Annotated in this window: 24 protein-coding genes; 9 read left to right on the forward strand and 15 right to left on the reverse strand. The window is 63.7% G+C overall.

The window, feature by feature from the left end:
* Positions 1-60: 60 nt before the first annotated feature.
* Entirely contained in the window at positions 61-3,309 is a 3,249-nt protein-coding gene (rne, locus tag BLL38_RS20880) for a ribonuclease E (RefSeq protein ID WP_083743090.1), read from the forward strand.
* Between the two features lie 159 nt (positions 3,310-3,468).
* On the opposite strand, the gene BLL38_RS20885 is transcribed toward rne, so the two are convergent.
* From BLL38_RS20885 to BLL38_RS20940, 12 genes are all read right to left on the reverse strand, one after another.
* Complete coding sequence (locus BLL38_RS20885; RefSeq protein WP_154220601.1) at positions 3,469-4,047, reverse strand: nucleotidyltransferase family protein; 579 nt, start codon at positions 4,045-4,047, stop codon at positions 3,469-3,471.
* A complete protein-coding gene (locus BLL38_RS20890) occupies positions 4,044-5,030 on the reverse strand; it encodes an XdhC family protein (protein WP_076964155.1) in 987 nt (328 codons plus the stop codon). The genes BLL38_RS20885 and BLL38_RS20890 overlap by 4 nt, the downstream gene beginning before the upstream one ends.
* The gene (locus tag BLL38_RS20895; RefSeq protein ID WP_076964156.1) at positions 5,030-7,351 is read right to left on the reverse strand and encodes a xanthine dehydrogenase family protein molybdopterin-binding subunit; all 2,322 of its coding nucleotides are present in this window, start codon (positions 7,349-7,351) and stop codon (positions 5,030-5,032) included. The genes BLL38_RS20890 and BLL38_RS20895 overlap by 1 nt, the downstream gene beginning before the upstream one ends.
* Entirely contained in the window at positions 7,348-7,818 is a 471-nt protein-coding gene (locus tag BLL38_RS20900; RefSeq protein ID WP_076964157.1) for a (2Fe-2S)-binding protein, read from the reverse strand. Before BLL38_RS20900 ends, BLL38_RS20895 begins: the two co-directional genes overlap by 4 nt.
* 244 nt (positions 7,819-8,062) lie before the next feature.
* A complete protein-coding gene (murB, locus tag BLL38_RS20905) occupies positions 8,063-9,082 on the reverse strand; it encodes a UDP-N-acetylmuramate dehydrogenase (RefSeq protein ID WP_076964158.1) in 1,020 nt (339 codons plus the stop codon).
* Positions 9,079-9,543 (reverse strand): low molecular weight protein-tyrosine-phosphatase, encoded by a 465-nt coding sequence (locus tag BLL38_RS20910; RefSeq protein WP_076964159.1) that lies wholly within the window; start codon positions 9,541-9,543, stop codon positions 9,079-9,081. The genes murB and BLL38_RS20910 overlap by 4 nt, the downstream gene beginning before the upstream one ends.
* Positions 9,543-10,307 (reverse strand): 3-deoxy-manno-octulosonate cytidylyltransferase, encoded by a 765-nt coding sequence (kdsB, locus tag BLL38_RS20915; protein WP_076964160.1) that lies wholly within the window; start codon positions 10,305-10,307, stop codon positions 9,543-9,545. Before kdsB ends, BLL38_RS20910 begins: the two co-directional genes overlap by 1 nt.
* Positions 10,304-10,489 carry a Trm112 family protein gene (locus BLL38_RS20920; RefSeq protein WP_003174668.1) on the reverse strand — a complete coding sequence of 62 codons (186 nt, stop codon included), beginning with the start codon at positions 10,487-10,489 and terminating at the stop codon, positions 10,304-10,306. Before BLL38_RS20920 ends, kdsB begins: the two co-directional genes overlap by 4 nt.
* Positions 10,490-10,513: 24 nt before the next feature.
* Positions 10,514-11,524, reverse strand: coding sequence for a tetraacyldisaccharide 4'-kinase (lpxK, locus tag BLL38_RS20925; protein WP_076964161.1), 1,011 nt, complete (start codon positions 11,522-11,524; stop codon positions 10,514-10,516).
* Positions 11,524-11,952 (reverse strand): ExbD/TolR family protein, encoded by a 429-nt coding sequence (locus BLL38_RS20930; protein ID WP_076964162.1) that lies wholly within the window; start codon positions 11,950-11,952, stop codon positions 11,524-11,526. Before BLL38_RS20930 ends, lpxK begins: the two co-directional genes overlap by 1 nt.
* Complete coding sequence (locus tag BLL38_RS20935; protein ID WP_029299724.1) at positions 11,949-12,584, reverse strand: MotA/TolQ/ExbB proton channel family protein; 636 nt, start codon at positions 12,582-12,584, stop codon at positions 11,949-11,951. The genes BLL38_RS20930 and BLL38_RS20935 overlap by 4 nt, the downstream gene beginning before the upstream one ends.
* A gap of 75 nt (positions 12,585-12,659) precedes the next feature.
* Positions 12,660-14,915, reverse strand: a complete 2,256-nt coding sequence (locus BLL38_RS20940) for a DNA internalization-related competence protein ComEC/Rec2 (RefSeq protein ID WP_242627626.1) — start codon at positions 14,913-14,915, stop codon at positions 12,660-12,662.
* Between the two features lie 136 nt (positions 14,916-15,051).
* Here BLL38_RS20940 and BLL38_RS20945 point away from each other — a divergent pair, with 136 nt between their 5' ends.
* From BLL38_RS20945 to BLL38_RS20965, 5 genes are all read left to right on the forward strand, one after another.
* Positions 15,052-15,567, forward strand: a complete 516-nt coding sequence (locus BLL38_RS20945) for a DUF2062 domain-containing protein (RefSeq protein WP_076964164.1) — start codon at positions 15,052-15,054, stop codon at positions 15,565-15,567.
* A gap of 197 nt (positions 15,568-15,764) precedes the next feature.
* The gene (locus BLL38_RS20950) at positions 15,765-18,518 is read left to right on the forward strand and encodes a response regulator (protein ID WP_076964165.1); all 2,754 of its coding nucleotides are present in this window, start codon (positions 15,765-15,767) and stop codon (positions 18,516-18,518) included.
* A gap of 111 nt (positions 18,519-18,629) precedes the next feature.
* Entirely contained in the window at positions 18,630-19,619 is a 990-nt protein-coding gene (locus BLL38_RS20955) for a 2-hydroxyacid dehydrogenase (protein WP_076964166.1), read from the forward strand.
* Between the two features lie 71 nt (positions 19,620-19,690).
* Entirely contained in the window at positions 19,691-20,131 is a 441-nt protein-coding gene (locus BLL38_RS20960; RefSeq protein ID WP_076964167.1) for a hypothetical protein, read from the forward strand.
* Complete coding sequence (locus BLL38_RS20965) at positions 20,128-20,532, forward strand: META domain-containing protein (protein ID WP_076964168.1); 405 nt, start codon at positions 20,128-20,130, stop codon at positions 20,530-20,532. Before BLL38_RS20960 ends, BLL38_RS20965 begins: the two co-directional genes overlap by 4 nt.
* 51 nt (positions 20,533-20,583) lie before the next feature.
* Here BLL38_RS20965 and BLL38_RS20970 read toward each other — a convergent pair whose 3' ends face one another.
* On the reverse strand, positions 20,584-21,045 hold the full coding sequence (locus tag BLL38_RS20970) for a TlpA disulfide reductase family protein (RefSeq protein WP_076964169.1): 462 nt from the start codon (positions 21,043-21,045) through the stop codon (positions 20,584-20,586).
* Positions 21,046-21,160: 115 nt separating this feature from the next.
* On the opposite strand from BLL38_RS20970, the gene arsC reads away from it, so the two are divergent.
* Genes arsC through BLL38_RS20985 form a run of 3 tightly spaced genes read left to right on the forward strand, consistent with a single transcriptional unit; the run spans position 21,161 to position 22,528 of the window.
* Complete coding sequence (gene arsC / locus BLL38_RS20975) at positions 21,161-21,514, forward strand: arsenate reductase (glutaredoxin) (RefSeq protein WP_076964170.1); 354 nt, start codon at positions 21,161-21,163, stop codon at positions 21,512-21,514.
* Positions 21,511-22,125, forward strand: a complete 615-nt coding sequence (gene wrbA, locus BLL38_RS20980; protein ID WP_076964171.1) for an NAD(P)H:quinone oxidoreductase — start codon at positions 21,511-21,513, stop codon at positions 22,123-22,125. Before arsC ends, wrbA begins: the two co-directional genes overlap by 4 nt.
* Positions 22,109-22,528, forward strand: a complete 420-nt coding sequence (locus BLL38_RS20985; protein WP_076964172.1) for a DUF2069 domain-containing protein — start codon at positions 22,109-22,111, stop codon at positions 22,526-22,528. The genes wrbA and BLL38_RS20985 overlap by 17 nt, the downstream gene beginning before the upstream one ends.
* A 106-nt stretch (positions 22,529-22,634) precedes the next feature.
* Here BLL38_RS20985 and BLL38_RS20990 read toward each other — a convergent pair whose 3' ends face one another.
* Positions 22,635-23,306: a DNA-3-methyladenine glycosylase I gene (locus tag BLL38_RS20990; RefSeq protein WP_076964173.1), complete on the reverse strand. Its 672-nt coding sequence runs from the start codon at positions 23,304-23,306 to the stop codon at positions 22,635-22,637.
* 67 nt (positions 23,307-23,373) lie between these two features.
* Positions 23,374-24,198 carry a tRNA 2-thiocytidine(32) synthetase TtcA gene (gene ttcA, locus BLL38_RS20995; protein WP_076964174.1) on the reverse strand — a complete coding sequence of 275 codons (825 nt, stop codon included), beginning with the start codon at positions 24,196-24,198 and terminating at the stop codon, positions 23,374-23,376.
* Positions 24,199-24,391 lie beyond the last annotated feature (193 nt).

A 24,391-nucleotide genomic window follows, 5' to 3' on the forward strand; every position in this document is an offset into this window, starting at 1 on the left:
CCGTGAGAAGTCGTGTGTGCCGAACGCCGTTTCCGGCAGCCCGGAAACCGACGGTACAACATGAAAAGAATGCTGATTAACGCAACTCAACCCGAAGAGTTGCGTGTTGCACTGGTAGATGGCCAACGCCTCTACGACCTGGACATCGAGTCCGGTGCACGCGAGCAGAAGAAGGCCAACATCTATAAAGGCCGGATTACTCGCATCGAGCCAAGCCTTGAGGCTGCCTTTGTCGATTTTGGCTCTGAGCGCCACGGCTTCCTGCCCCTCAAAGAAATCTCCCGCGAATACTTCAAGAAAGCCCCTGAAGGCCGCGTGAACATCAAGGACGTCCTGAGCGAAGGCCAGGAAGTCATCGTCCAGGTCGAAAAAGAAGAACGTGGCAACAAGGGCGCCGCCCTGACCACCTTCATCAGCCTGGCTGGCCGTTACCTGGTCCTGATGCCGAACAACCCGCGTGCCGGCGGCATTTCCCGTCGTATCGAAGGTGAAGAACGCAACGAACTGCGTGAAGCGCTCAACGGCCTGATCGCCCCGGCCGACATGGGCCTGATCGTGCGCACTGCCGGCCTTGGCCGCAGCAGCGAAGAAATGCAGTGGGACCTCGACTACCTGCTGCAACTGTGGACCGCTATTAAAGAAGCGTCCCTGGACCGCTCCGCGCCATTCCTGATCTATCAGGAAAGCAACGTGATCATCCGCGCCATCCGCGACTACCTGCGCCAGGACATCGGCGAAGTGCTGATCGACAGCGTCGAAGCCCAGGACGAAGCCCTGACCTTCATCCGCCAGGTGATGCCGCAGTACGCCAGCAAGATCAAGCTGTACGAAGACAGCGTGCCGCTGTTCAACCGTTTCCAGATCGAAAGCCAGATCGAAACCGCCTTCCAGCGCGTGGTCGAACTGCCTTCCGGTGGCTCCATCGTGATCGATCCGACCGAAGCCCTGGTGTCCATCGACATCAACTCGGCGCGCGCCACCAAAGGCAGCGACATCGAAGAAACCGCCCTGCAGACCAACCTGGAAGCGGCCGAAGAAATCGCTCGCCAACTGCGCCTGCGTGATATCGGCGGCCTGATCGTGATCGACTTCATCGACATGACCCCCGCCAAGAACCAGCGCGCCGTGGAAGAAAAAGTCCGCGAATGCCTGGAAGCCGACCGTGCCCGCGTGCAGGTTGGCCGCATCTCGCGCTTCGGCCTGCTGGAAATGTCCCGTCAGCGCCTGCGTCCGTCCCTGGGCGAAAGCAGCGGCATCGTCTGCCCGCGTTGCAACGGCACCGGCATCATCCGTGACGTTGAATCGCTGTCCCTGGCGATCCTGCGCCTGATCGAAGAAGAAGCCCTGAAAGACCGCACCGCCGAAGTCCGCGCGCAAGTGCCGATCCCGGTTGCAGCCTTCCTGCTCAACGAAAAACGCAACTCGATCACCAAGATCGAACTGCGCACCCGTGCCCGTATCGTGATCCTGCCCAACGATCACCTCGAGACGCCGCACTTTGAAGTCCAGCGCCTGCGTGATGACAGCCCGGAAGCCCACAGCGGCCAATCCAGCTACGAAATCGCCGCTGCCGCTGCCGAAGTCGAAGAAGTCCAGCCAGCCGCCGCGACCCGCACCCTGGTGCGCCAGGAAGCCGCCGTCAAGACCGCGCCGGCCCGTGCCAACGCACCGGTGCCGACTGAAGTCGCCGCCCCGGTGGCCGCGCCTGCCGTCCTGCCGGAGCCAAGCCTGTTCAAGGGCCTGGTGAAGTCGCTGGTCAGCCTGTTCGCCACCAAGGAAGAGCCGGTAGCTCCGGCCGTGGTCGAGAAGCCAGCCGCTGAACGCCCTGCACGCAACGAAGAGCGTCGCAACGGTCGCCAGCAGAGCCGTAACCGCAACGGTCGCCGTGACGAAGAGCGCAAGCCTCGCGAAGAACGTGCACCGCGTGAAGAACGTGCGCCCCGCGAAGAGCGCCAGCCACGCGAAGCCCGTGAAGAAACCCCGGCCGTAGCCCGCGAAGAACGCGCCCCGCGTGAAGAGCGTGCGCCACGTGAAGAACGCGCACCCCGCACCCCTCGCGCCCCGCGTGAAGATCGCAAGCCACGTGGCGAGCGTGAAGAACGTGTACGTGAACTGCGCGAACCACTGGACGCCGCTCCAGCCGTGGCAGCCGTTGCAGTGGAAGCCGCGACTGAAGAACGCCCGGCCCGCCAGCCCCGTGAAGAGCGCGCCCCACGCCCACCGCGTGAAGAGCGTCAACCACGCGCCGAGCAGGCTGCCGCCGCCAGCGAAGAAGAACTGCTGAACAACGACGAGCAGCCACAGGAAGATGGCCAGGACAACGCCGAAGGCGATCGTCCACGCCGCCGCTCCCGTGGCCAGCGTCGTCGCAGCAACCGTCGTGAGCGTCAACGTGACGCCAACGGCAATGTGATCGAAGGCTCGGAAGAGACCGGCGAAGCCACCGAAGAAACCGCTAGCAACGAACCCACCAGCACCGAACTGGCCGCTGGCCTGGCCGTTACCGCTGCGGTTGCCAGCGTGGTCATCAGTGCGCCCGCCGAAGCCGAAGCCAACCAGCAGGCCGAACGTGCCACCGCCGCCGTGCAGGAAACTGCCGTCGTCGAAGCGCCGGTTGTCGAAGCGACCAGCGTGATCGAAGCACCTACCGCTCCAGCAGTGGAAGTTGCACCGGTTCGCGAAGCCCAGCCTGAAGCCGAAGCAGTAGCAGCACCTGCGGCCGTGGTTGAACCACAGCCAGTGGTTGAAGCGGTTGTCGAAGCGCCAGTTGCCGAGCCAACCCCGCCAGTGCGTGAAGTTCGCGAAGAACAGACCGCCTTCCAGTGGACTGCCGAGCCAGCCGTCGTCGCCGAAGCCCCTGCCCCGGCGCCGGTAGAAGAAGCGCCGGCCCCGGTTGCTGAAGTGGTTATCGCCGAACCTGCGGTAGTTGCAGAACCGGTCGTGGTTGCCGAGCCTGCTCCGGTGGTTGTGCAAACCCCAGTGGTTGCCGAAGTGGCCGCCCCAGTGGTTGAAGCCCCTGCCAGCGCCCTGACCGAAAACGGCCGTGCGCCTAACGACCCGCGTGAAGTGCGTCGTCGCAAGCGTGAAGCCGAGCGTCTGCAGAAAGAAGCCGAAGCAGCAGCGGCAGCAGCCCCGGCCGTCGTCGAAGCGGCACCGGTTGTTGCTGAAGTGGTCGAGGCGCCTGCCGTCGAAGCCGCAGTTGAGCACACTGCCCCAGCCATCGACGAGAACCTGCGTTCCGTTGATGAAGTGGTAGAGCACAACCCAAAAGCCCTGGAAGAAGAGCACGAGCCTAAACCCCTCGCTTAACGCCTACGGCAACTAAAAAGCCCCGCCTGATCACTCAGGCGGGGCTTTTTTATGGGCTCTGTTCAACGACAAAGATCAAATGTGGGAGCGGGCTTGCCCGCGATGGCGGTAGAGAGAGGCACGGTGAGCTTAAGGCCGCCATCGCCGCCAAGCAAACCCCTACCTGAACTCCAGTGATTGCGGCACATCCACATCCCACAATACCCCGGGATCATCCACCGGCACTTCCCGCACCTCCGCCTGGGCAAACAGAGCCTTGGCCCCACGGTCCCCAGTCAACCCCATCAACACCGGCCCCAGTGCCGGGCCAAACGCAACAGGATGGCCCCGCCGGCCGGCATGCACCGGCACACTGACCCCCTCCACCCGCTCTATCACCCGCTCAATACTCGCCGCCTGGATAAACGGCATATCCCCCAACACCACCAACCAACCCGCTGCCGAGCTACTGGCCGCCACCGCTGCCGCAATGCTGTCGCCCATGCCCGCCGAATCCAGGAGCAGCACTTCGCACCCATAGCTCCCAGCCAGACGCACAACCTCGCTGCGCTCCGGCGATGTGACCACCCAACGTCGGGTGACACTGGCGGGCAAATTGACCAGCACCTGCTCCAAGACCGGCCGCGTCACCCCATCACGCCCCACACAAGGCGCCAGCAGTTTGTCCTGACCGCTTAACGCGCGGAACCGGCTGCCCTGCCCCGCCGCCAGGACAATGGCGGTGATGGCGCTCGTCAATTGACGGTTTCCAGCAAGGGCTTACGCTGCGAAACTTCCACACCGTTCTTGATTGCAACGATCTGCGCCATCAACGACAAGGCAATCTCCGCCGGCGTATGACTGCCAATCGGCAGCCCAATCGGGCCGTGCAACCGTGCAATGGCCTCGGCGCTCAATCCCAGCGCCGCCAAGTCTTCGCGGCGCTTGCGGCTATTGACCCGCGAACCCAGGGCGCCAACGTAGAACGCCCTGGAATTCAAGGCGGTCAACAGCGCCATATCGTCCAGGCGTGGATCGTGGGTCAGGGCGACAATGGCCGTGCGCTCGTCCGTCTGGATATTGAGCACGGCTTCATCGGGCATTCCCGGCACAAAGCGCCCGTGCTGTTCTTCCCAGCCATGCACAAACTCCGTACGCGGGTCGCAGATCAGCACTTCAAAATCCAACAGGCGCGCCATTTCGGCCACATAGCGCGACAACTGGCCAGCACCGATCAGCAGCAGGCGCCAGCGCGGGCCGTAGATGGCCCGCAAGCGCTCACCATCAAAACTGACAAGGTCGGACTTGCTCGCCGCGCTTAAGCGCACAGTGCCCGTCGCCACATCCAACTCCCGTGCCACCATTTCATGGGCCTCGCAACGCGCCAGCAACTCGGCGACCCACGCAGGATCGCCCACCCGCTCCTCCGTCAGGCGCAAGGTGCCGCCGCAAGGCAATCCAAAGCGCGCCGCTTCATCCCGGGTGACGCCATAGGTCACCAGTTGCACCGGCGGCCCGTCATCAGGCAAGCGGCCATCGTGGAGCCGGGCGATCAGATCATCTTCGATGCAGCCCCCGGAGACCGAGCCGATCACCACCCCATCGCCGCGCAGGGCCAGCATCGCCCCTGGCGGTCGTGGCGCGCTGCCCCAGGTCTGGACCACGCTGTACAGCACCACCCGCTGCCCTGCGCGGCGCCATTGCAGCACGCTGCGCAGGACATTCAGATCCACGCTGTCCATCAGGCCTTCGCCTCCTGCTGCCAGCCCTGCAACTGATAGCGCACCGGCAGGTTGCGGATGCGCTTGCCGGTGGCGGCAAATATTGCATTGCACAGCGCCGGTGCAATCGGCGGCACGCCCGGCTCCCCCACACCGCCCAGGGGCACCTCACCTTGGGGGGTGACTAAATGGATGGCGATTTCCTTGGGCGCCAGGGACATACGCGCCACTTCATACATATGGAAGTTGTCCTGCTGGACCTTGCCCTCCTTGAAGCTGATTTCCCCCAGGACCGCGTTGCCCAAGCCCATGACGCAGGCGCCCTCGAACTGCGAGCGGATGCGCTCCGGGTTGATCTGCGGGCCGCAGTCCACGGCAATATCGGCCTTGTGCACAATCAAGGTGCCATCGTCCTTGACCTCCACCTCGATCACCGCCGCCACATAAGTCACAAAGCTGTAGTGCACCGCCAGCCCCAGGCCACGCCCCTTGGCCAGTGCACGGCCCCAGCCGGCAGCCTTGGCGGCGGTTTCCAGTACGCCACGCATGCGCGCGGTATCGATCGGGTAACGCTCGGGTGACTCACCGTAGTTCCACTCTTCGCTCAAGGTGCGTGGATCGATCTGGCGATCCGGGCCCAGCAGCTTGAGTTGATATTTCAGCGGATCCTGGCCGGCCTTGTGCGCCAGTTCATCGACAAAGCTCTGAATGGCAAAACCATGGGGGATATTCGACACCGAACGGTACCAACCCACACGGGTATGGGCGGCCGCTTCAGGGTTCTCCAGGCGCACATTGGGAATGGCGTAGGCCATGTTAGTAAAGCCCATGCCCAGCTCAAACGCGGCCTCATGGTTCATGCCCGGCGCAAACAGCGCGGTGATGCTGGGTGCCACGGTGCGGTGCAGCCAGCCGGAGGGCATGCCGTCTTTGTTCAGGCCGGCCTTGAGGTACTCGGCGGAGACGGTATGGAAGTAGGAATTATGGATATCGTCTTCACGGGTCCATTGCACGCGCACGGCCTTGCCGGGGAACTCCTTGGCCAGCAGCGCAGCCTCGATGATGAAGTCCGGCTTGGACTTGCGCCCGAAACCGCCGCCCAGCAAGGTGACATGGATCGTGACATTATCGAACGGCAGGCCCAGGCGCTCGGCCACCCGTTCGCGCGTGACCTGCGGCGCCTGGCTCGGGGCCCAGGCCTCGCATTGCCCGTCGTGATAACGGGCCACGGCCACCATCGGCTCCATCGGCGACTGCGCCAGGTGTGGCAAGTAATACGCGGCTTCGAGGGTGCTGTCGGCATCGCTCAGGGCCTGGTCGATGCTGCCAGTATTGCGCACGACCTTGCCGGGCTGGAGGGCCGCGGCTTCCAGGGTCTTGCGATAGTCGATGGAGTTGTAGCCGGCATTGGCGCCGTCCTCCCAGACGATCTGCAATGCCTCACGGCCCTTGATCGCCGCCCAGGTGTTGCTGGCCACCACCGCCACCCCGCCCAAGGGGTGGAACTCCGAGGGTATGGGACGGCTCTCGATTTGCAGGACCTTGATCACACCCGGCACTTTCAACGCCGCGCTGGCATCGAACGACTTGACCTGGCCGCCATACACCTTGGGCCGGGCAATGGTCGCAAACAGCATGCCGTCGAAATGCACATCGGCGCCGTACACCGCGCGGCCATTGACGATATCGGCACCGTCGATGGCCTTGGTGGCGTCCTTGCCGATATAGCGAAATTGTGCCGGTTGCTTGAGCCGCAGGCTGTCGCGCGCCGGCACCGCCAGCGCACCGGCGGCTGCGGCCAGGGCGCCATAGCCCAGTTCGCGGCCGCTGGGCTGGTGAATCACTTTATGCAACTGTGCCCGGCATTCGCCCAGCGGGACTTGCCACTGCTCGGCAGCGGCCTGTTCCAGCATGGTTCGCACGGCGGCGCCGCACCGGCGCATCGGCTCGAACCAATGGCGCATGCTGCGCGAACCGTCGGTATCCTGGTTGCCAAAACGCGCTTCATCGCCCGGCGCCTGCGCAACCTTCACCAGCGCCCAATCGGCCTCCAGTTCATCGGCCACCACCATGGTCAGGCTGGTGCGCACGCCCTGGCCCATTTCCGAGCGGTTGCAAATCACGGTGACGGTGCCGTCGGTGGCGATGCTGACATAGACCTTGGGATCATCGACCACCCCATGGGGCATCGCGGCCCCGCCGTATTGCTTGGCCTCGGCGGCAAAGGCCTGGGGCAAGCCCCAACTGGCAGCCACCACCAGCGCACCGGTGGCGCCGACCCCCTTGAGGAACCCACGGCGACTGAGGTTGTTCAGGGCGAAATTGCTCGGCAACTGGCTCATGCCTTGGCCTCCTGCAAGTGGGTCGCGGCCTGGCGGATCGCCGTCTTGATGCGGTTATAGGTGCCGCAACGGCAGATATTGCCGACCATCGCCTCTTCAATCTGCGCATCGCTGGGGTTGGGGTTGGTTTTGAGCAAGGCCGTGGCCGACATGATCTGCCCGCCCTGGCAGTAACCGCATTGCGCCACTGCGGTGTCCAGCCACGCCTGCTGCACCACCTGGCCAATCGGGTCGTTATGCAGGTTGTCGATAGTGCTGACGTTCTGCCCTTTGACCGAGCCGATGGGCGTGATGCAACTGCGCGCCGGCGAGCCGTCGATATGAATGGTGCAGGCACCGCACAGGCCCATGCCGCAACCGAACTTGGTGCCGTTGTAACCCGCCACGTCGCGGATCGCCCACAGTAGGGGCATGTCCTCGGTGACATCCAGTGGATGATCTTGACCGTTGAGTTTCAGAGTAATCATGGGCACGCCCGCATAGTGATTGGATTATGGGGTCGAGCTATCTGCCGCTTTCAAGGGAGCGGAGTCGGTTCACGCAGATGGCTCAGGCTAATCGGGCTCTCTTGTGAAGACAGGTCTTCTCCGGGCCCTTGATAAACAGCATCTATCGAACAATAAACAGGCAGCGTTAGCCTGCTAAGTTAACCCAGCATTAACAAAAAAGCCCTGCAGTGCAGGGCTTGGTTCAACACACGGAAAGCGTAGCTCAATAACGATTGGGTTCCATTTCCAGGTCGACCTGGAAGCGCTCGGCGATATCGCGCTGGATGCGCTGGGCCAGGCTGGAAATATCCAGGCCGGTGGCCGCGCCATAGTTGACCAGCACCAGCGCCTGCAAGCGATGCACACCGGCATCACCGTCGCGAAAGCCCTTCCAGCCGGCCTTTTCAATCAACCAGCCGGCCGCCAGTTTCACTTGGCCATCGACCTGGGGGTAGGCCACCAGATCGGGATATTGCAGCTGCAACTGCGCCGCCAGCCCCTGGGAGACCAGCGGGTTCTTGAAGAAACTGCCAGCGTTGCCCAATACCGCGGGGTCGGGTAGTTTTTCACTGCGGATGCTGCATATGGCGCGGCTGACGTCGCTCGGTGTGGCCTGGGTAATGCCCTGCTCGGCCAGGCGTTGTTGCACTGGGCCATAGCCGAGCTTCAACTGCGCGACGCGGCTCAAGGCAAAGCGCACCCGCAGGATCAGCCAGCGCCCTACTTCGTGCTTGAACAGGCTGTCGCGGTAGGCGAAATTGCATTCTGCCAGGCTGAAATCGCGCAACTCGCCCGTCTGGCGGTCGAGGGCGGTCAGGCCGGCAAACACATCCTTGATCTCGACCCCGTAGGCACCAATGTTCTGCATCGGCGCCGCACCGACAGTGCCGGGGATCAGGCTGAGGTTTTCCAGGCCAGAGAATCCTTGCTCAAGGGTCCACAGCACAAAAGGATGCCAGGCCTCACCCGCCTCGGCTTCCACCACCACCTGCTGCGCGTCCTCGTGCAGGACGCGAATACCCCGGGTCGCCATGCGCAATACCAGCGCCGGGATATCCTGGGTCAGCAGCAGGTTGCTGCCGCCACCGATCACCAGCAATGGCAACGGTTGTGCGGCCGCATAGGCCAGGGCCTCGCGCACATCGGCGTCGCTATGGGCCTCGGCGAACAACTGCGCACGCACATCGATGCCAAAACTGTTGAAGGCCTTCAGGGACACTTGGGGCTGCACATCCAGACTCATAAACGCCCCTTCAATTCGATCACCAACAAATCACAGGCGGACTCGATCAGGTCCAGGACCTGCTCGAAACCCTGTTCGCCGTCGTAATACGGATCCGGCACTTCATCCACCGCCAAGTCGTAGCGGCGCAGGAACAGGTCCAGCTCGGCCTTGCCCTGGGCCGGCTGCATGGCCTTGAGATTACGCAGGTTGCTCTGGTCCATGGCCAGGATCAGGTCGTAGCGCGCAAAATCGGCGCGCGACACCTGCTGGGCACGCTGGGCCGACAAGTCGTAGCCACGGCGCAGCGCCGCTTGCTGGCTGCGTTTGTCCGGCGCCTTGCCGATATGCCATTCACCGGTCCCGGCAGACGCCACCTCGACCCGGTCCGCCAGCCCGGCGGCCCGCAGTTTGTGGCGCAGCACGCCCTCGGCGGTGGGCGAGCGGCAGATATTGCCCAGGCACACAAACAGGACTTCCATCAAGCCCCCAGCAACCGACGTACGCGCTCAAGGTCTTCCTGGGTATCGACCCCCGGCGGCGGGGCTTCAATCGCATCCCCCACATGAATGCGCACACCGTGCCACAGGGCCCGCAGTTGCTCCAGGGCCTCGGTGTTTTCCAACCAGCATGGGCCCCAGCTGACGAAGTCATGCAGGAAGCCGGCGCGGTAGGCATAAATGCCGATATGACGGCGATACGGCACGCCCGCCGGCAACACGTCAGGCTGCCGGGCAAATTCGTCGCGCGCCCAGGGCAGGGTCGAACGGCTGAAGGTCAGGGCCAGGCCATTGAGGTCGCTGACCACCTTGACCACGTTCGGGTTGAACAGGGTCTGGATGTCTTCGATGGGCTCGGCCAGGGTCGCCATGCGGGCTTCGGCATGGGCGGCCAGGTTGGCGGCGACCTGGTCGATGACACACGGCGGGATCAGCGGCTCGTCGCCTTGCACGTTGACCACGATGGCGTCCGGCGCCAGGCCCAGGTGCGTGGCGACTTCGGCCAGGCGGTCGGTGCCGGAGTTGTGGTCTTCACGGGTCAACACCGCTTCGGCACCAAACCCCTTGCAGGCCTCGATGATCCGCAGGTCATCCGTGGCCACCACCACGCGCTGGGCGCTGCTCTTGCAGGCCTGCTCCCAGACCAGCTGGATCATCGGCTTGGCGCCGATCATCTGCAGCGGCTTGCCGGGCAGGCGGGTGGAGGCGTAGCGCGAGGGGATGACAACAGTGAAGGCAGTGGTCATTTATCCAGGCGCTCGTCGGTCGTCAGGGTACGGGCTTCGCTTTCCAGCATCACCGGGATGCCGTCGCGGATCGGGTAGGCCAGGCCGGCGCCCTTGCTGATCAGCTCGGTCTTGTCGGCACTGAGCTTGAGCGGGCCTTTGCAGATCGGGCAAGCGAGGATATCGAGCAGTTTGGTGTCCATGGGGGTTTCCTGGATAAAAGCGTTTCAAGGCAAAAGTCGAGCCGGCAGCAGACGCATCAGTTGCGTGTCGAACCAGGCGATAAACGCCGGTGACGGTGCTGCATCGACTGCAAGGTACCACCAGTGTGCCTGGGCAAAGGCGCGGCACTTCACCGCGTCCTTTTCGGTCATGACCAACGGCAGTGACGGCGTAAAATTCAGGACCTCGGCGCTGTAGGGCGCATGGTCGGCAAATGCATGGGGTATCGGCAGCCAGTGTAGCGTTTCGAGGGTGTTGAAGAAACGTTGCGGGTTGCCGATGCCGGCGACCGCGTGCACCCGCTGCCCCACGGGGAAATGGTCCAGCGGCTGGTGCTCTCCGGTCAGCAGATTGACCAGGGTCGTGGGCAACAGACGGAAGGCAAAGCCATCTTCGCGATCAGCCGCCGCGCCGTTATAGAGCAGGGCATCGACGCTGTGCAGGCGCTCGACCGGCTCGCGCAGCGGCCCGGCAGGCAGGCAGCGGCGATTACCCAGGCCACGGGCATTGTCGATCAGCACCAGTTCCAGGTCGCGGGCCAGGCGGTAATGTTGCAGGCCATCGTCGGAGAGGATCAGGTCCAGGGTGTCGCTGGCCAGCAGGGCCTGCACCGCACGGCTGCGATCGGGGTCGATCATCAGTGCCACGCCGCTGCGCTGCACGATCAACAAGGGCTCGTCGCCGGCCACTTGCGCGCTGTCGCTAGCCTGCACCCGCCATGGCAACTGCGCAGGCTTGGCCCCATAGCCACGGCTGACCACGCCGACCCGCAGGCCACTGCGCTGGCAATGCTCGATCAACCACAGGATCAACGGCGTCTTGCCCGTGCCGCCCACGGTGATATTGCCGACCACGACAATGGGCACCGGTGATTGGTAGATCGTGCCCTCACCCGCCAGGAACCGGTCGCGCTTGCGCTTGACCACCTGGCGATAGAGCGCCTCCAGCGGCTGCAGGAGCTTGAGCGCCGGGTGGCCGTCGTACCAGGCCTTGAGCAAACGATCGGACCAGGCCATCAGGGCTGCCCCGCCGCCTCGACGGTGGTCATGCGCAAATGGCTGAAGCCGAGCTTGCCGGCAGCATCCATCGCGGTGATCACGGCCTGGTGCGGGGTCTTGCCATCGGCGCTGATGGATAGCGGCAGTTGCGTATCACCGCCGGATTCCCTCTGCAGCGCATCCATCACGCTGGCCACGTCGTTTTTTTCGAGCAACTGATTATTCAGCGAAAACACCCCTTCGGCGCTGATGGTGATCTCCAGTTGCTTGAGCTGCTGGTCTTCAGCCGGCGAGCCGCTGACGGCTTCCGGCAGTTCGACCCGCAGCTGGGTTTCCCGGGTAAAGGTGGTGGTGACGACAAAAAACAGCAGCAGGATAAACACCACATCGATCAACGAGGCCAGGTTGATATCGACGGTTTCCCGGGGCTTGCGGCGAAATTTCACGCTTTGCCCTCGACCAGGTCGACATCGCGGTCGCCCTGGACCACTTCCACCAGCTTGATCGCTTCCTGCTCCATGCCCACCACCAGCTCATCAATGCGCCGTTGCAGGAAACGGTGGAAAAACACCGCCGGAATCCCCACCATCAGGCCCGCCGCCGTGGTGATCAAGGCCTTGGAAATGCCCCCGGCCAATACCGAGGCATTGGTGGTCATGCCCGAACCGGTGAAAGCACTGAAGATATCGATCATGCCCAGTACCGTGCCGAGCAAGCCCAGCAATGGCGCCATCGCCGCGATGGTGCCCAGGGCATTGATGTAGCGCTCCAGCTCGTGGATCACCCGGGCCGCGGCTTCTTCAATGCACTCCTTCATGATCTCGCGACCGTGCTTGGAGTTGGCCAGGCCCGCAGCCAGGATCTCGCCCAGGGGGGAATTGGCTCGCAGTTCCTTGAGCTTTTCCTTGTCCAGTTGCTTGTCCTTGATCCAGCGCCAGACCTGCCCCAGCAGATGATCAGGGGTCACACGGCTGGCGCGCAGGGTCCACAGGCGTTCGGCAACGATGCCGAGTGCGGCGATGGAGCTCAGAATGATCGGCAACATCATCCAGCCGCCGGATTTGACCAATTCCCACACAGTGAATGTCCCCTCGAAAAAGTGCGCCACTTTAGCATATAGGCTGGCGAGGAAGAGCCTGCCCGCCGACGGCCATCATGTCGCAGGCCCCGCTCTTTGGTAACTGTCAATTGCAGGCGTGCGCCAGAAACGGCGCTGGCTGCGCGCCGTGACCGGAGCCTGGAAAGCCCCCAGGCGCAGGCGCACGGCGCCCTGTTCGGCGCTGTCATAAAGGGCGCTGCGCAGATGCTGGTAACGCGCAACTACCTGCGGGTGCGGATGGCCAAAGCCATTGCCTCGCCCACGGGAGATCAGCACCGCCTTGGGGGCCAGTTGCTGGACAAACGGCCAGGATGAGGAACTGCGGCTGCCATGGTGAGGGGCTTGCAGCCAATCCGTGGGCACCGCCAGGGGCGTGGCCAACAAGGCCCGTTCGGCCTCACGGTCGATATCGCCGGTCAGCAGCAGCCGCTCGCCACTGGCCTGGACCTGCAGCACGCACGACTTCGCGTTGCCGTTGCGGGCATCGGCCCATTGCCACAGCTGGAATGCCACGCCGTCCCATTCCCATTGTTCACCGCTGGCACAGGCCTGGGCGCCGAGAAACGCCGGCAGCCCCTGGGTTTCCCCGCCCACCACGCGCTTGACCGGCAACCCGCGCGCCACCGCCGCCGCGCCTCCGGCATGATCGGCGTCGGCATGGCTGAGCAGCATCAAGTCCACCTGGCCAACCCCCAGCTTACGCAGAGCCGGCAGAACCACGCGCTCACCGAGATCGAAGTCCCCCACCCGTGGCCCGGCGTCATACAACAGCACGTGGTTGCGGGTGCGCAACACAATCGCCAGGCCCTGGCCGACATCCAGTTGCTCTACCGCCACCTGGCCCAATGGGATCGATTCACGGGGCGGGAATACCGCCAGCAACAATAGGGGCCAGCCCAGCAGGCGCACAGGAATGCCCTTGGGCATCAATAACAGCACGGCCCCCAGCAGACTGAGCAGCCAGTAGCCCACAGGCACCTCGGCCGGCATCCAGGCCGGTACATACACGGCCAGCCAGGCCAGGGCCTGGAACAGCCCATCCAGCGCGCCACCTGCCAGCCATAGCAGACCACCGCCCAACCCAGGCACCGCCAACAACAGCGTGCCCGACAACGCCAGCGGCAGCACCACCAGGCTGATCCATGGCACGGCCAACAGATTGGCCAGTGGGGCGCTCAAACTGATGGGCAAACCCAGTATTAATAGCAACGGGAACAGCCCGATAGCGATCAGCCATTGGGCACGGGTCCAGACCTGCCACGCACGCCAGGCCCCCAAACGGCCGCTGAAGGCCAGCAGCAACACGGCCACGGCGGCAAATGACAACCAGAAACCCGGTTGCAGGCTGGCCAGGGGTTCAAGGATCAATACCGCATTGAGGGCCAGCAGCAGGGGCCAGCCGATCCCCAGATGGCGAAACCGCAGGCGCCACAGCAACACCAGCCCCACCATCACACAGGCGCGCTGCACCGGCACGGCAAAACCGGCGAGCACGCCATAGGCCAGCGCCGCGGAAAATGCCAGGCCGCAGGCCCAGGGCAGCCAGGGCAAGCGCCTGGGCCAGCAGCCATAGCGGGCCAGCCCGGCCACCAGGGCATAGATCAACCCTGACAACAGGCCGATATGTTGGCCGGAGATGACCAACAGATGCACGGTGCCGGTGTCCTGCAAAATGCGCCAATCCTCGGCGGCCAAGCCGGAGCCGTCGCCCAGCACCAATGCGGCCAGCCCGGCTTCGCGCCCCCGGGCATCGACCGCCAGTAGCTGCTGGCGCAGCCCGTCGCGCCAGGCATGCCGGGCGGGTGCCAGGCGCTGGCCGTCCTTGACCGACCCCGTTGCCCCCACGCGCTGGGCCAGCAGCCAGGCTTCCTGGTCGAAGCCCTGGAAATTCAGCAGGCCGGAGGGCCGTTTGAGGGTGACAGCCAAACGCCAGCGCTCGCCGCTGCGCACTGGCGGGCCGCCCTGCCAGGTCACACGGATACGCTGGGGCAGCCGGCCCTGGCGTGACCGGCTGTCGCTCAGCTCGAAGCGCACCAGCCCATTGCCCTGCTGCGGCAGCCCGCTGACCCGCCCCTCCAACCAACGGGTCTGGCCGTCCAGGGCGGGAGCGAGCCGGTCGTCCAGTGCCCGCTGCGCGCTGAAACAGGCCCAGGCCAGGCCCAACAGGAAAAACGCCAGCGGATAAGTACGAAACGGCAGCAGCATCAACGCCACCACCGGCAACACCAGCAACCAACCGACCGGCGGCAAGACGGGCAGCAGGCGCAACGCCAGCAGCCCCAATGCCAATGCAAACATCCCTGTACGCATGGATCATTCCTTGAACGTGATCCATTGAGTGTTAGCCGAGCGGTTCAGGGCGAACTATGATTTTTTGTCACAAAGTCTGAATTTCCCGTTCGTAGAATACGGGCATACTTGCCCCTCGAACTGACCTGGACCCCTTATGCCACGGCACTTATTCAAACGGTACATGCCCGATCCGACCAGCATCAGGGAACATAAGTCCTTACGCTTTCTCGGCACGCTGCTCCATGACCCCAACCTCTGGCACCTCAACCGGCACTCGGTTGCCCGGGCCATGGCTGTCGGCTTGTTTGCCGCCTTCATTCCCATGCCCTTGCAGATGCTGCTGGCGGCCATCCTCGCCATCTCCGTGCGTGGCAATATGCCCATCGCCGTGAGCCTGGTATGGCTGACCAACCCGATTACCATGCCCGTGGTGTTCTTCTGCACCTACATGACGGGCACCTGGCTGATGAACATCCCGGCCCGCACCCTGCCCGACGAACTGACCTGGGAGTGGATCAGCGGGCAACTGTCGACCATGTGGCAGCCCTTCCTGCTGGGCTCGGTGGTGCTGGGCCTGGTCCTGGGCGCGCTGGCGTACTGCCTGACCATGGTGTACTGGCGATGGTGGGTTGGGCATCAGTGGAAAAAGCGCCAGCAGCGTAATCGGTAGCGACCGGCATGCAGGTGCTGGCGCTTCGGTGTACCTATCCGTTAGCGCAGCAATGGAGAGGTACTCAATAAGCCCGCCCTCCCCCCTCAATCATCTTTTGCAAGATTCCACCCCCCGCATATGGCTACACTGCGCAGGTGGCGCAGGCCGGATGCCTGCGTAGAATGTCGACATCAGTGTGGTAGCAGGAGAGTGGCGTGCTAAGAAGAATGGGGATAAAAGGCCGCGTACTGTTGCTGACCTTGTTGCCTACCAGCCTGATGGCCTTGCTGCTGGGCGGTTATTTCACCTGGATGCAGCTCTCGGACCTGCAAACCCAACTGCTCAATCGCGGCGAGATGATCGCCGAACAGCTGGCGCCGCTGGTGGCTCCGGCCCTGGGCAACAAGAACACCGACCTGCTGGAACGCATCGCTACCCAGTCCCTGGAGCAAGTCGACGTCCGCGCCGTGTCCTTCCTGGCGCCCGACCGCTCGCCCCTGGCCCATGCCGGCCCGACGATGCTCAACCAGCCGCCGATCGGCAACAGCTCGCACCTGTTGCAGCACACCGGCAATGACGCCACCCGCTACCTGCTGCCCGTGTTCGGCCGCCATCGCAACCTCGCCGGCGACTTGATTCCCGACGAAGCCGACCGCCTGCTGGGCTGGGTCGAGCTGGAGCTGACCCACAATGGCATGCTGCTGCGCGGCTATCGCAGCCTGTTCGCCAGCCTGCTGTTGATCGCCATCGGGCTGATCTGCACGACCGCCCTGGCCTTACGTATCAGTCGCACGATCAACTCGCCCATCGGCCAGATCAAGCAAGCGGTGGCGCAGCTCAAGGACGGCAACCTGGAAACCCGCTTGCCGCCCCTGGGCAGCCAGGAACTGGATCAATTGGCGTCCGGTATCAATCGCATGGCCGATACCCTGCAAAACGCCCAGGAAGAACTGCAACACAGCATCGACCAGGCCACCGAAGATGTGCGCCAGAACCTGGAGACCATCGAGATCCAGAACATCGAGCTGGACCTGGCCCGCAAGGAAGCCCTGGAAGCCAGCCGCATCAAGTCCGAGTTCCTGGCCAATATGAGCCATGAAATCCGCACGCCGCTCAACGGCATCCTCGGTTTCACCCACCTGTTGCAGAAAAGCGAGCTGTCACCCCGCCAGTTGGATTACCTGGGCACCATCGAAAAGTCCGCCGACAACCTGCTGGGCATCATCAACGAAATCCTCGACTTCTCGAAAATCGAAGCCGGCAAGCTGGTGCTCGACAATATCCCGTTCAACCTGCGCGACCTGCTGCAAGACACCCTGACCATCCTTGCCCCGGCCGCCCACGCCAAACAGCTGGAGCTGGTGAGCCTGGTCTACCGCGATACGCCGCTATCCCTGGTGGGCGACCCGCTGCGCCTCAAGCAGATCCTCACCAACCTGGTCAGCAATGCCATCAAGTTCACCCGCGAAGGCACCATCGTCGCCCGGGCCATGCTTGAAGACGAGCAGGAAGACAGCGTGCAACTGCGCATCAGCGTGCAAGACACCGGCATCGGCCTGTCCAACCAGGATGTGCGCGCCCTGTTCCAGGCCTTCAGCCAGGCGGATAACTCGTTGTCCCGCCAGCCCGGTGGGACGGGCCTGGGGCTGGTGATTTCCAAACGCCTGATCGAGCAGATGGGCGGCGAAATCGGCGTCGACAGCACGCCGGGCCAGGGGTCGGAGTTCTGGATCAGCCTCAACCTGCCCAAGACCCGCGACGATATCGAAGACCTGCCGGCCCCGCCGCTGCTGGGCCGGCGCGTGGCCGTGCTGGAGAATCACGAACTGGCGCGCCAGGCCCTGCAACACCAGTTGGAAGACTGCGGCCTGGAAGTCACGCCGTTCACCAGCCTGGAAAACCTGACCAACGGTATTACCAGCGCGCACCAGACCGAGCAGGCGATCGACCTGGCGGTGTTGGGCATCACCGCCAACGATATTCCACCCGAGCGCCTCAACCAGCATCTCTGGGACCTTGAACACCTGGGCTGCAAAGTCCTGGTGCTGTGCCCGACCACCGAACAGATGCTGTTCAACCTGTCGGTGCCCAACCCCAATAGCCAGTTGCAGGCCAAGCCGGCCTGTACCCGCAAATTGCGCCGGGCGCTGTCCGACCTGATCAGCCCGCGCCCCTCGCGCAGTGAACCGGGCGAGCCGTTGTCCAGCCGTGCGCCACGGGTGTTGTGTGTCGACGACAACCCGGCCAACCTGCTGCTGGTGCAAACCCTGCTCGAAGACATGGGCGCCAAAGTGCAGGCCGTGGAAAGCGGCTATACCGCCATCGAAGCGGTGAAAAAGGAAGCCTTCGACCTGGTGCTGATGGACGTGCAGATGCCCGGCATGGACGGGCGCCAGAGCACCGAGGCGATTCGCCAGTGGGAAAGCGAGCGCCACGGCACGCCGCTGCCTATCGTCGCGCTGACGGCCCACGCCATGGCCAATGAAAAACGCGCCCTGCTGCAAAGCGGCATGGATGACTACCTGACCAAGCCCATCAGCGAGCGGCAACTGGCCCAGGTGGTGCTGAAATGGACCGGCCTGGCCTTGCGCAACCAGGGCCCGGAACGCGCCGTCGAAGGCCACGGCCCCGCCGCCCAACTGCCGGTACTCGACCATGAGGAAGGCCTGCGCCTGGCGGCCGGCAAGGCTGACTTGGCCGCCGATATGCTGGCCATGTTGCTGGCGTCCCTGGAAGCCGATCGCGAAGCGGTCTGCATCGCCCGCGAAGCCAACGACAACAATGCCCTGATCGAACGGGTCCACCGTCTGCACGGCGCCACCCGCTACTGCGGCGTGCCACAACTGCGCGCGGCCTGCCAGCGCGCCGAAACCCTGCTCAAGCAGGATGACGCCAAGGCCATGACCGCCCTGGATGAGCTGGACATGGCCATCACCCGCCTGGCCAACGAAGCCCGGGTCAATGCCTGATACAGAGCAACACGCCCAACGCCAATGACGGGCAACCTATCTTGTCGGTGCCGGTAAGCTGGCGCCGACAGGATTTGTGTCACCACACGCTATTTTGCAGGGAGCCCCTTGATGCGCATCATCCTCTTCAGCAGCCAGACCTATGACCGTGACAGCTTTCTTGCCGAACCCTTGCCCACCAGCCTGGAGCTGCAGTTCCAGCCGGCACGCCTGAACCTCGACACCGTGGCCCTGGCCGACAAACATGAAGTGGTCTGTGCCTTTATCAACGACGACCTCAGCGCCCCAGTGCTCGAACACCTGGCCGCCGGCGGCACACAGCTGATCGCCCTGCGCTCGGCCGGCTACAACCATGTGGACCTGGCCGCCGCCAAGCGCCTGGGCCTGACCATCGTGCGGGTGCCGGCGTACTCGCCCCACGCGGTGGCCGAACATGCGGTCGCGCTGGTGCTGGCCCTTAACCGTCGCCTGCACCGCGCCTATAACCGCACCCGCGACGGCGACTTCAGCCTGCACGGCCTGACCGGCTTCGACCTGGTGGGCAAGACCGTGGGCGTAGTGGGTACCGGGCAGATCGGCGCGACCTTTGCCAAGATCATGGCCGGTTTTGGCTGCACCTTGCTGGCGTACGATCCCTATCCCAATCCGCAGGTCGAAGCCCTTGGCGCGCACTATGTCAGCCTGCCCCAACTGCTGGCCGAGGCGCAGATCATCAGCCTGCACTGCCCGCTGACCGCCGACAGCAAGCACCTGATCAATGCGCAATCCCTGGCCCATATGCAGCCGGGGGCGATGCTGATCAATACCGGGCGCGGTGGCCTGGTGGACACCCCCGCGCTGATCGAAGCGCTCAAGGACGGGCAACTGGGCTACCTGGGCCTGGATGTGTACGAGGAAGAGGCCCAGCTGTTTTTTGAAGACCGCTCGGACCTGCCCTTGCAGGACGATGTACTGGCACGCCTGCTGACCTTCCCCAACGTAATCATCACCGCGCACCAGGCCTTCCTCACCCGCGAGGCCCTGGCGGCGATTGCCGGGACCACCCTGGCCAATATCCAGGCCTGGGCCGGCGGCCAGCCACAAAACCTGGTGCACGGATGATCAACGGTCACATACCGCGCGCATGGTAAACAGACGAGCATGATAGGATGCCGCGCCTATTTGGAGGATCCATGGCCGAACACGATTTCCGCTTCAGTTTGCTGAGCCCACAACACACCCTGATCGAATGCCGCGCCCTGGTGCCGGGGCGTTATCAAGTCACCGGCAATGGTGGTTCGATCAAGCATGGCGATGTGCTGATCGTCACCTTGCGCGGCAGCAAGAGCCTGTCGATGCGCCTGACCGTCGAAGGCGATGCGCGCTACTCCATCCGCCCGGCCGGGCAATGGGTAGCCATGGCGCAAGGGCCGAAGTTCGGCGAGCTGGAAATTCACACCTGGAAGGCCAATTGCGACAGTTGCGAGGCCGTGCTGGAGTTTGAGTTCGCGGTAGAAACCAAGCTGACCAAGGAGCCGCTGCAACCGGCCGCCACGGCGCGCATTGCCGAGTTGGGCTGGGCCACGGTCGGCGACAAGCACCGTTGCCCGAAATGCCAGCAGGCCGCGCCATGAAGAGCCTGCTGGTGCTCGCAGCGCTGGGTGCAGGCCTTGCCGGCTGCGCCAGCGATGAAGTCAAGCTCAAGCAGGATCACAGCTATATCGTGGAGTGGATCGGCGAACGGCCCCTGATGGACTACGCCCACCTGACCGTGACCCTTGGCGCCGATGGCCGGGCCTATGGCAATGGCGGCTGCAACCATTGGTTCGCGCCGTACAGCCTGGACGGTGACACACTCAGCTTCGGCAAGATCGGCAGCACCCGCAAGTTGTGTGCCGAAGCCCTGATGGAGCAGGAACAGCGCTTCTTCAAGGCCCTGCAAACCGTGCAGCGCTGGGACATCTCGCCCATCGAACAGACCCGTTTCTGGCCTGCCGAGGGCAAGCCACTGCGTTTGTGGCTGGAAGAAGGTTGATCCAGCCCTTGTAGGAGCGAGCAAGCTCGCTCCTACAGAGATCGCAAGGGGTCAGCCGCGCAACGCTTTGAGCTTGGCCAGTACCCCCGCCGCCGTCTGCTCGCCCAGCATCTGCGCCCGCACCTTGCCCTTGTCATCGATGATGTAGGTCACCGGCAAGACTTCGCTGCGCGGAATCTCGAAAATGGCCTCGGGGTTCTGCGCCAATACGGTGAACTTGATGCCCAGCTTCTCGCTGGCGCTCTTGAGCTCTTCGCCCTGCACATTGTCGAAGTTGACGCCAAACACACTCACCGGCTGGCCCTTGAGCTGCTCGGCCAGGGCGTTGAGCTCGGGGATCTCGATGCGGCACGGGCCACACCATTCGGCCCAGTAATTGATCACCAGCCATTGCTTGTCGATGCGCTCGGCCGCGACTTTCTGGCCGTATTGGTCAACGCCATAATCATTGCCGCAACCGCTGAGCAGGAGTGTGGTGATAACTGCCAGTGCGCCTATCAGTCGCCGTGTCATGGGGTATTCCTTAGCAAAAATGAACGTAGGCTGCGGCCGATCGCCTCTTACGGTTTAAGGACAGCCCGCAGCGCAGGTAGAATACCCGCCACCTTACGCAAGATGCGACCCGCACATGACCGATCTGACGCTTTATCACAACCCGCGCTGCTCGAAATCCCGCGGTGCGCTCGAACTGCTCGAGGCCCGAGGCCTCACGCCGAACGTCGTGCGCTACCTGGAAACCCCGCTGGACGCCGCGCAGCTTGAAGCCCTGCTCGCCAAGCTGGGAGTCGGCGCCCGACAACTGCTGCGCAGCGGCGAAGACGAATACAAGACCCTCAACCTGGACGACGCCAGCCTCAGCGAGGCGCAATTGATTGCCGCCATCGCCGCCCATCCCAAACTGATGGAACGGCCGATCCTGGCCACCGCCGACAAAGCCGTGATTGGCCGGCCACCGGAAAATATCCTGGAACTGCTGCCGTGAGCGTGCCTTACGTTCTGGTGTTGTATTACAGCCGCAACGGCTCGGTCAGCGAAATGGCCCGGCAGATTGCCCGGGGCATCGAGCAAGGCGGCCTGGAAGCGCGCCTGCGCACCGTGCCGGCGATCTCCAGCGAGTGCGAGGCCGTCGCGCCGAGCATCCCGGCCGAAGGCGCGCTGTATGCCAGCCTCGACGACCTGAAGCACTGCGCGGGCCTGGCCCTGGGCAGTCCGACGCGCTTTGGCAACATGGCCGCGCCGTTGAAGTACTTTCTCGACGGCACCAGCAACCTGTGGCTGACTGGCGCCCTCGTCGGCAAGCCGGCTGGGGTCTTCACCTCAACCGCCAGCCTGCACGGCGGCCAGGAAACCACCCTGATGTCGATGCTGCTGCCGTTGCTACACCACGGCATGCTGATCACCGGCCTGCCCTACAGCGAACAGGCGTTGCTCGACACCCAGGGCGGCGGTACGCCCTACGGCGCCAGCCACCATTCCGGCGCCGACGGTAAACGCGCCCTGGACGCTCATGAAATCGCCCTATGCCGTGCCCTGGGCCTGCGCCTGGCGAAGACCGCGGCAAAACTGGAGAGTGGCCGTGGCCAAGAAGCCTAAAGTCCTGCCGGCCCAGGCCTGGCTGGAACCCCGGGTCAAGCTGGCACGGGCCTTGAGCCTGCTGGCGTTCCTGGGCCTGGTGGGGCTGCTCTGCGTTTACTACCTGCTGGTCGCCGACCTGCATGGCGCACGCCCCTGGGTGATCTTGCTGATCGAACTGGTGCCGTTGCTGATCCTCGCGCCGGGCATGCTCATGGGCAGCGCGCGCGGGCATTCGTGGATGTGCTTTGTGGTGAACCTGTACTTCATCAAGGGCGCCCTGGCGGCCTATGACCCGAACCGCCAGTGGTTTGGCGTGCTGGAGATGCTGGCGAGCCTGGCGGTGTTCTGCACGGCGCTGCTATATGTACGCTGGCGGTTCCAGCTGAATCGGCGGTTGGCGGGGGAAGGTCAGCCAGCCTGAGGGTTTTGTGGGGCCGATCAGGTCCCATCGCAGGCAAGCCAGCTTCCACATTTGGAATGCATCCCCCTGTGGGAGCTGGCTTGCCTGCGATGGCAGCACCTCGATCTCAATGATTGACCGTATAAGCCAACATCATCGACAACTGACACATCGGCCGCCCGCTCTCGGCGTGCCATTGGTTGAACGCCGCCTGCACCGTCGCCAGGTCCCGCAGGCTGGTGGGGGCCTTGTCGACAATCTCCTGCGCATTCAGCGCCGCAACCACGTCATAACTCGGCACAAACGTGTCCTTGCCCACCATGCGCAAAAAGCGCGGTGCCGACAGCCCGCCCAGTTGATGGCCGTGCTTGCTCAGGTATTTCCACAAGCCGACGATCTCGGTCACCGGCCAGTCGGCAATCAGCGCCGCGAAGCTGCCCTTCTCCTGCTCGACATCGAGGATCATCTGCGCATTGCGCGGCACGCTCTTGAGCTTGCCCAGGTGGCGGATGATCCGTGTGTCCTGCATCAGCCGCTCAAGGTGCTCGGCGCCCATCAGCACGACTTTTTCGGGATCGAAGCCGAAAAACACCTCCTCGAACGCCGGCCATTTGGCGTCCACCACACTGTGCTTGAGCCCGGCACGAAACACCCGCAGCGACAGGGTCGACAGGTAGCGGTCATCGCTGATCTGGCGCAATTGCGCCGGCGTCTTGGGCACGGGCAGGTGGGCTTCCAGCTCGGCCGCCGAACCAAAGCGGTTCAGACAGTATTCGTGCAGCCATTTGTAATCGCGCATGCCCTCTCCTACGGGTTGAAATGAAAACGGCGCCCATAAGCGCCGTCTGTCAGAGCCTGGAAAAGGCTCAGAGGTTCACAACGTTGACGAAGCGCGACGCCGCGGTTTCGTCGATGCGCAGGCTGGTGAAGTCAAACAGGTTACGGTCGGCCAGCTGCGAGGGGATCACGTTCTGCAAGCTGCGAAAGATGCTCTCGGTGCGCCCCGGCGTCTTGCGCTCCCACTCCTGGAGCATGTCCTTGACCACCTGGCGCTGCAGGTTCTCCTGGGAACCGCAGAGGTTGCAGGGGATGATCGGGAATTGCTTGAAGTCGGAGTAGGCCTGGATGTCCTTCTCGTTGCAATACGCCAGCGGGCGGATCACCACGTTGCGCCCGTCGTCGGCACGCAGCTTGGGCGGCATGGCCTTGAGCGAGCCGTTGAAGAACATGTTGAGAAAGAAGGTCTCGACGATGTCATCGCGGTGATGCCCCAGGGCCATCTTGGTCGCGCCGATTTCATCGGCAAAGGTGTACAGCGTGCCACGGCGCAGGCGCGAGCACAGCGAGCAGGTGGTCTTGCCTTCCGGGATCAGTTCCTTGACCACTGAATAGGTGTCTTTCTCGACGATGTGGTACTCGATGCCCAAGGCCTTGAGGTAGGCCGGCAGCACGTCCTCGGGGAACCCGGGCTGCTTCTGGTCCATGTTGACGGCAACAATGTCGAACTTGATCGGCGCGACCTTTTGCAGGTGCAGCAGCACATCCAGCAGGGTGTAGCTGTCTTTGCCGCCGGACAGGCAGACCATGACCTTGTCGCCCTCTTCGATCATGTTGAAGTCAGCGACAGCCTCACCGGCCAGGCGCCGCAGGCGTTTTTGCAGTTTGTTCTGATTGACGGTAAGGGTGCCCATGGCGCTTGGATCCGCGAAAAAGGTTGTGACGAAAAGCCGGGTATTTTAGCGGTATGGCGCACCGAGTTCCAATGTGGGAGGGGCTTGCCCGCGATAGCGGCAGTCCAGCCACTGTTTCTGGCAACTGACCCACCGCCATCGCAGCGATGCGGCGACCCGACAAGCCAGCTCCCACAGGGGACTGCATTCCACG

The organism is Pseudomonas gessardii (genome assembly GCF_001983165.1).
GTDB lineage: Bacteria > Pseudomonadota > Gammaproteobacteria > Pseudomonadales > Pseudomonadaceae > Aquipseudomonas > Aquipseudomonas gessardii.

Bases quoted from the DNA above. Each gene is read 5' to 3' on its own strand.
- rne (WP_083743090.1), top strand. From the start codon at position 61: ATGAAAAGAATGCTGATTAACGCAACTCAACCCGAAGAGTTGCGTGTT.
- BLL38_RS20890 (WP_076964155.1), bottom strand. From the start codon at position 5,030: ATGGACAGCGTGGATCTGAATGTCCTGCGCAGCGTGCTGCAATGGCGC.
- BLL38_RS20895 (WP_076964156.1), bottom strand. From the start codon at position 7,351: ATGAGCCAGTTGCCGAGCAATTTCGCCCTGAACAACCTCAGTCGCCGT.
- BLL38_RS20900 (WP_076964157.1), bottom strand. From the start codon at position 7,818: ATGATTACTCTGAAACTCAACGGTCAAGATCATCCACTGGATGTCACC.
- murB (WP_076964158.1), bottom strand. From the start codon at position 9,082: ATGAGTCTGGATGTGCAGCCCCAAGTGTCCCTGAAGGCCTTCAACAGT.
- BLL38_RS20910 (WP_076964159.1), bottom strand. From the start codon at position 9,543: ATGGAAGTCCTGTTTGTGTGCCTGGGCAATATCTGCCGCTCGCCCACC.
- kdsB (WP_076964160.1), bottom strand. From the start codon at position 10,307: ATGACCACTGCCTTCACTGTTGTCATCCCCTCGCGCTACGCCTCCACC.
- BLL38_RS20920 (WP_003174668.1), bottom strand. From the start codon at position 10,489: ATGGACACCAAACTGCTCGATATCCTCGCTTGCCCGATCTGCAAAGGC.
- lpxK (WP_076964161.1), bottom strand. From the start codon at position 11,524: ATGGCCTGGTCCGATCGTTTGCTCAAGGCCTGGTACGACGGCCACCCG.
- BLL38_RS20940 (WP_242627626.1), bottom strand. From the start codon at position 14,915: ATGCGTACAGGGATGTTTGCATTGGCATTGGGGCTGCTGGCGTTGCGC.
- BLL38_RS20945 (WP_076964164.1), top strand. From the start codon at position 15,052: ATGCCACGGCACTTATTCAAACGGTACATGCCCGATCCGACCAGCATC.
- BLL38_RS20955 (WP_076964166.1), top strand. From the start codon at position 18,630: ATGCGCATCATCCTCTTCAGCAGCCAGACCTATGACCGTGACAGCTTT.
- BLL38_RS20960 (WP_076964167.1), top strand. From the start codon at position 19,691: ATGGCCGAACACGATTTCCGCTTCAGTTTGCTGAGCCCACAACACACC.
- BLL38_RS20965 (WP_076964168.1), top strand. From the start codon at position 20,128: ATGAAGAGCCTGCTGGTGCTCGCAGCGCTGGGTGCAGGCCTTGCCGGC.
- BLL38_RS20970 (WP_076964169.1), bottom strand. From the start codon at position 21,045: ATGACACGGCGACTGATAGGCGCACTGGCAGTTATCACCACACTCCTG.
- arsC (WP_076964170.1), top strand. From the start codon at position 21,161: ATGACCGATCTGACGCTTTATCACAACCCGCGCTGCTCGAAATCCCGC.
- BLL38_RS20990 (WP_076964173.1), bottom strand. From the start codon at position 23,306: ATGCGCGATTACAAATGGCTGCACGAATACTGTCTGAACCGCTTTGGT.
- ttcA (WP_076964174.1), bottom strand. From the start codon at position 24,198: ATGGGCACCCTTACCGTCAATCAGAACAAACTGCAAAAACGCCTGCGG.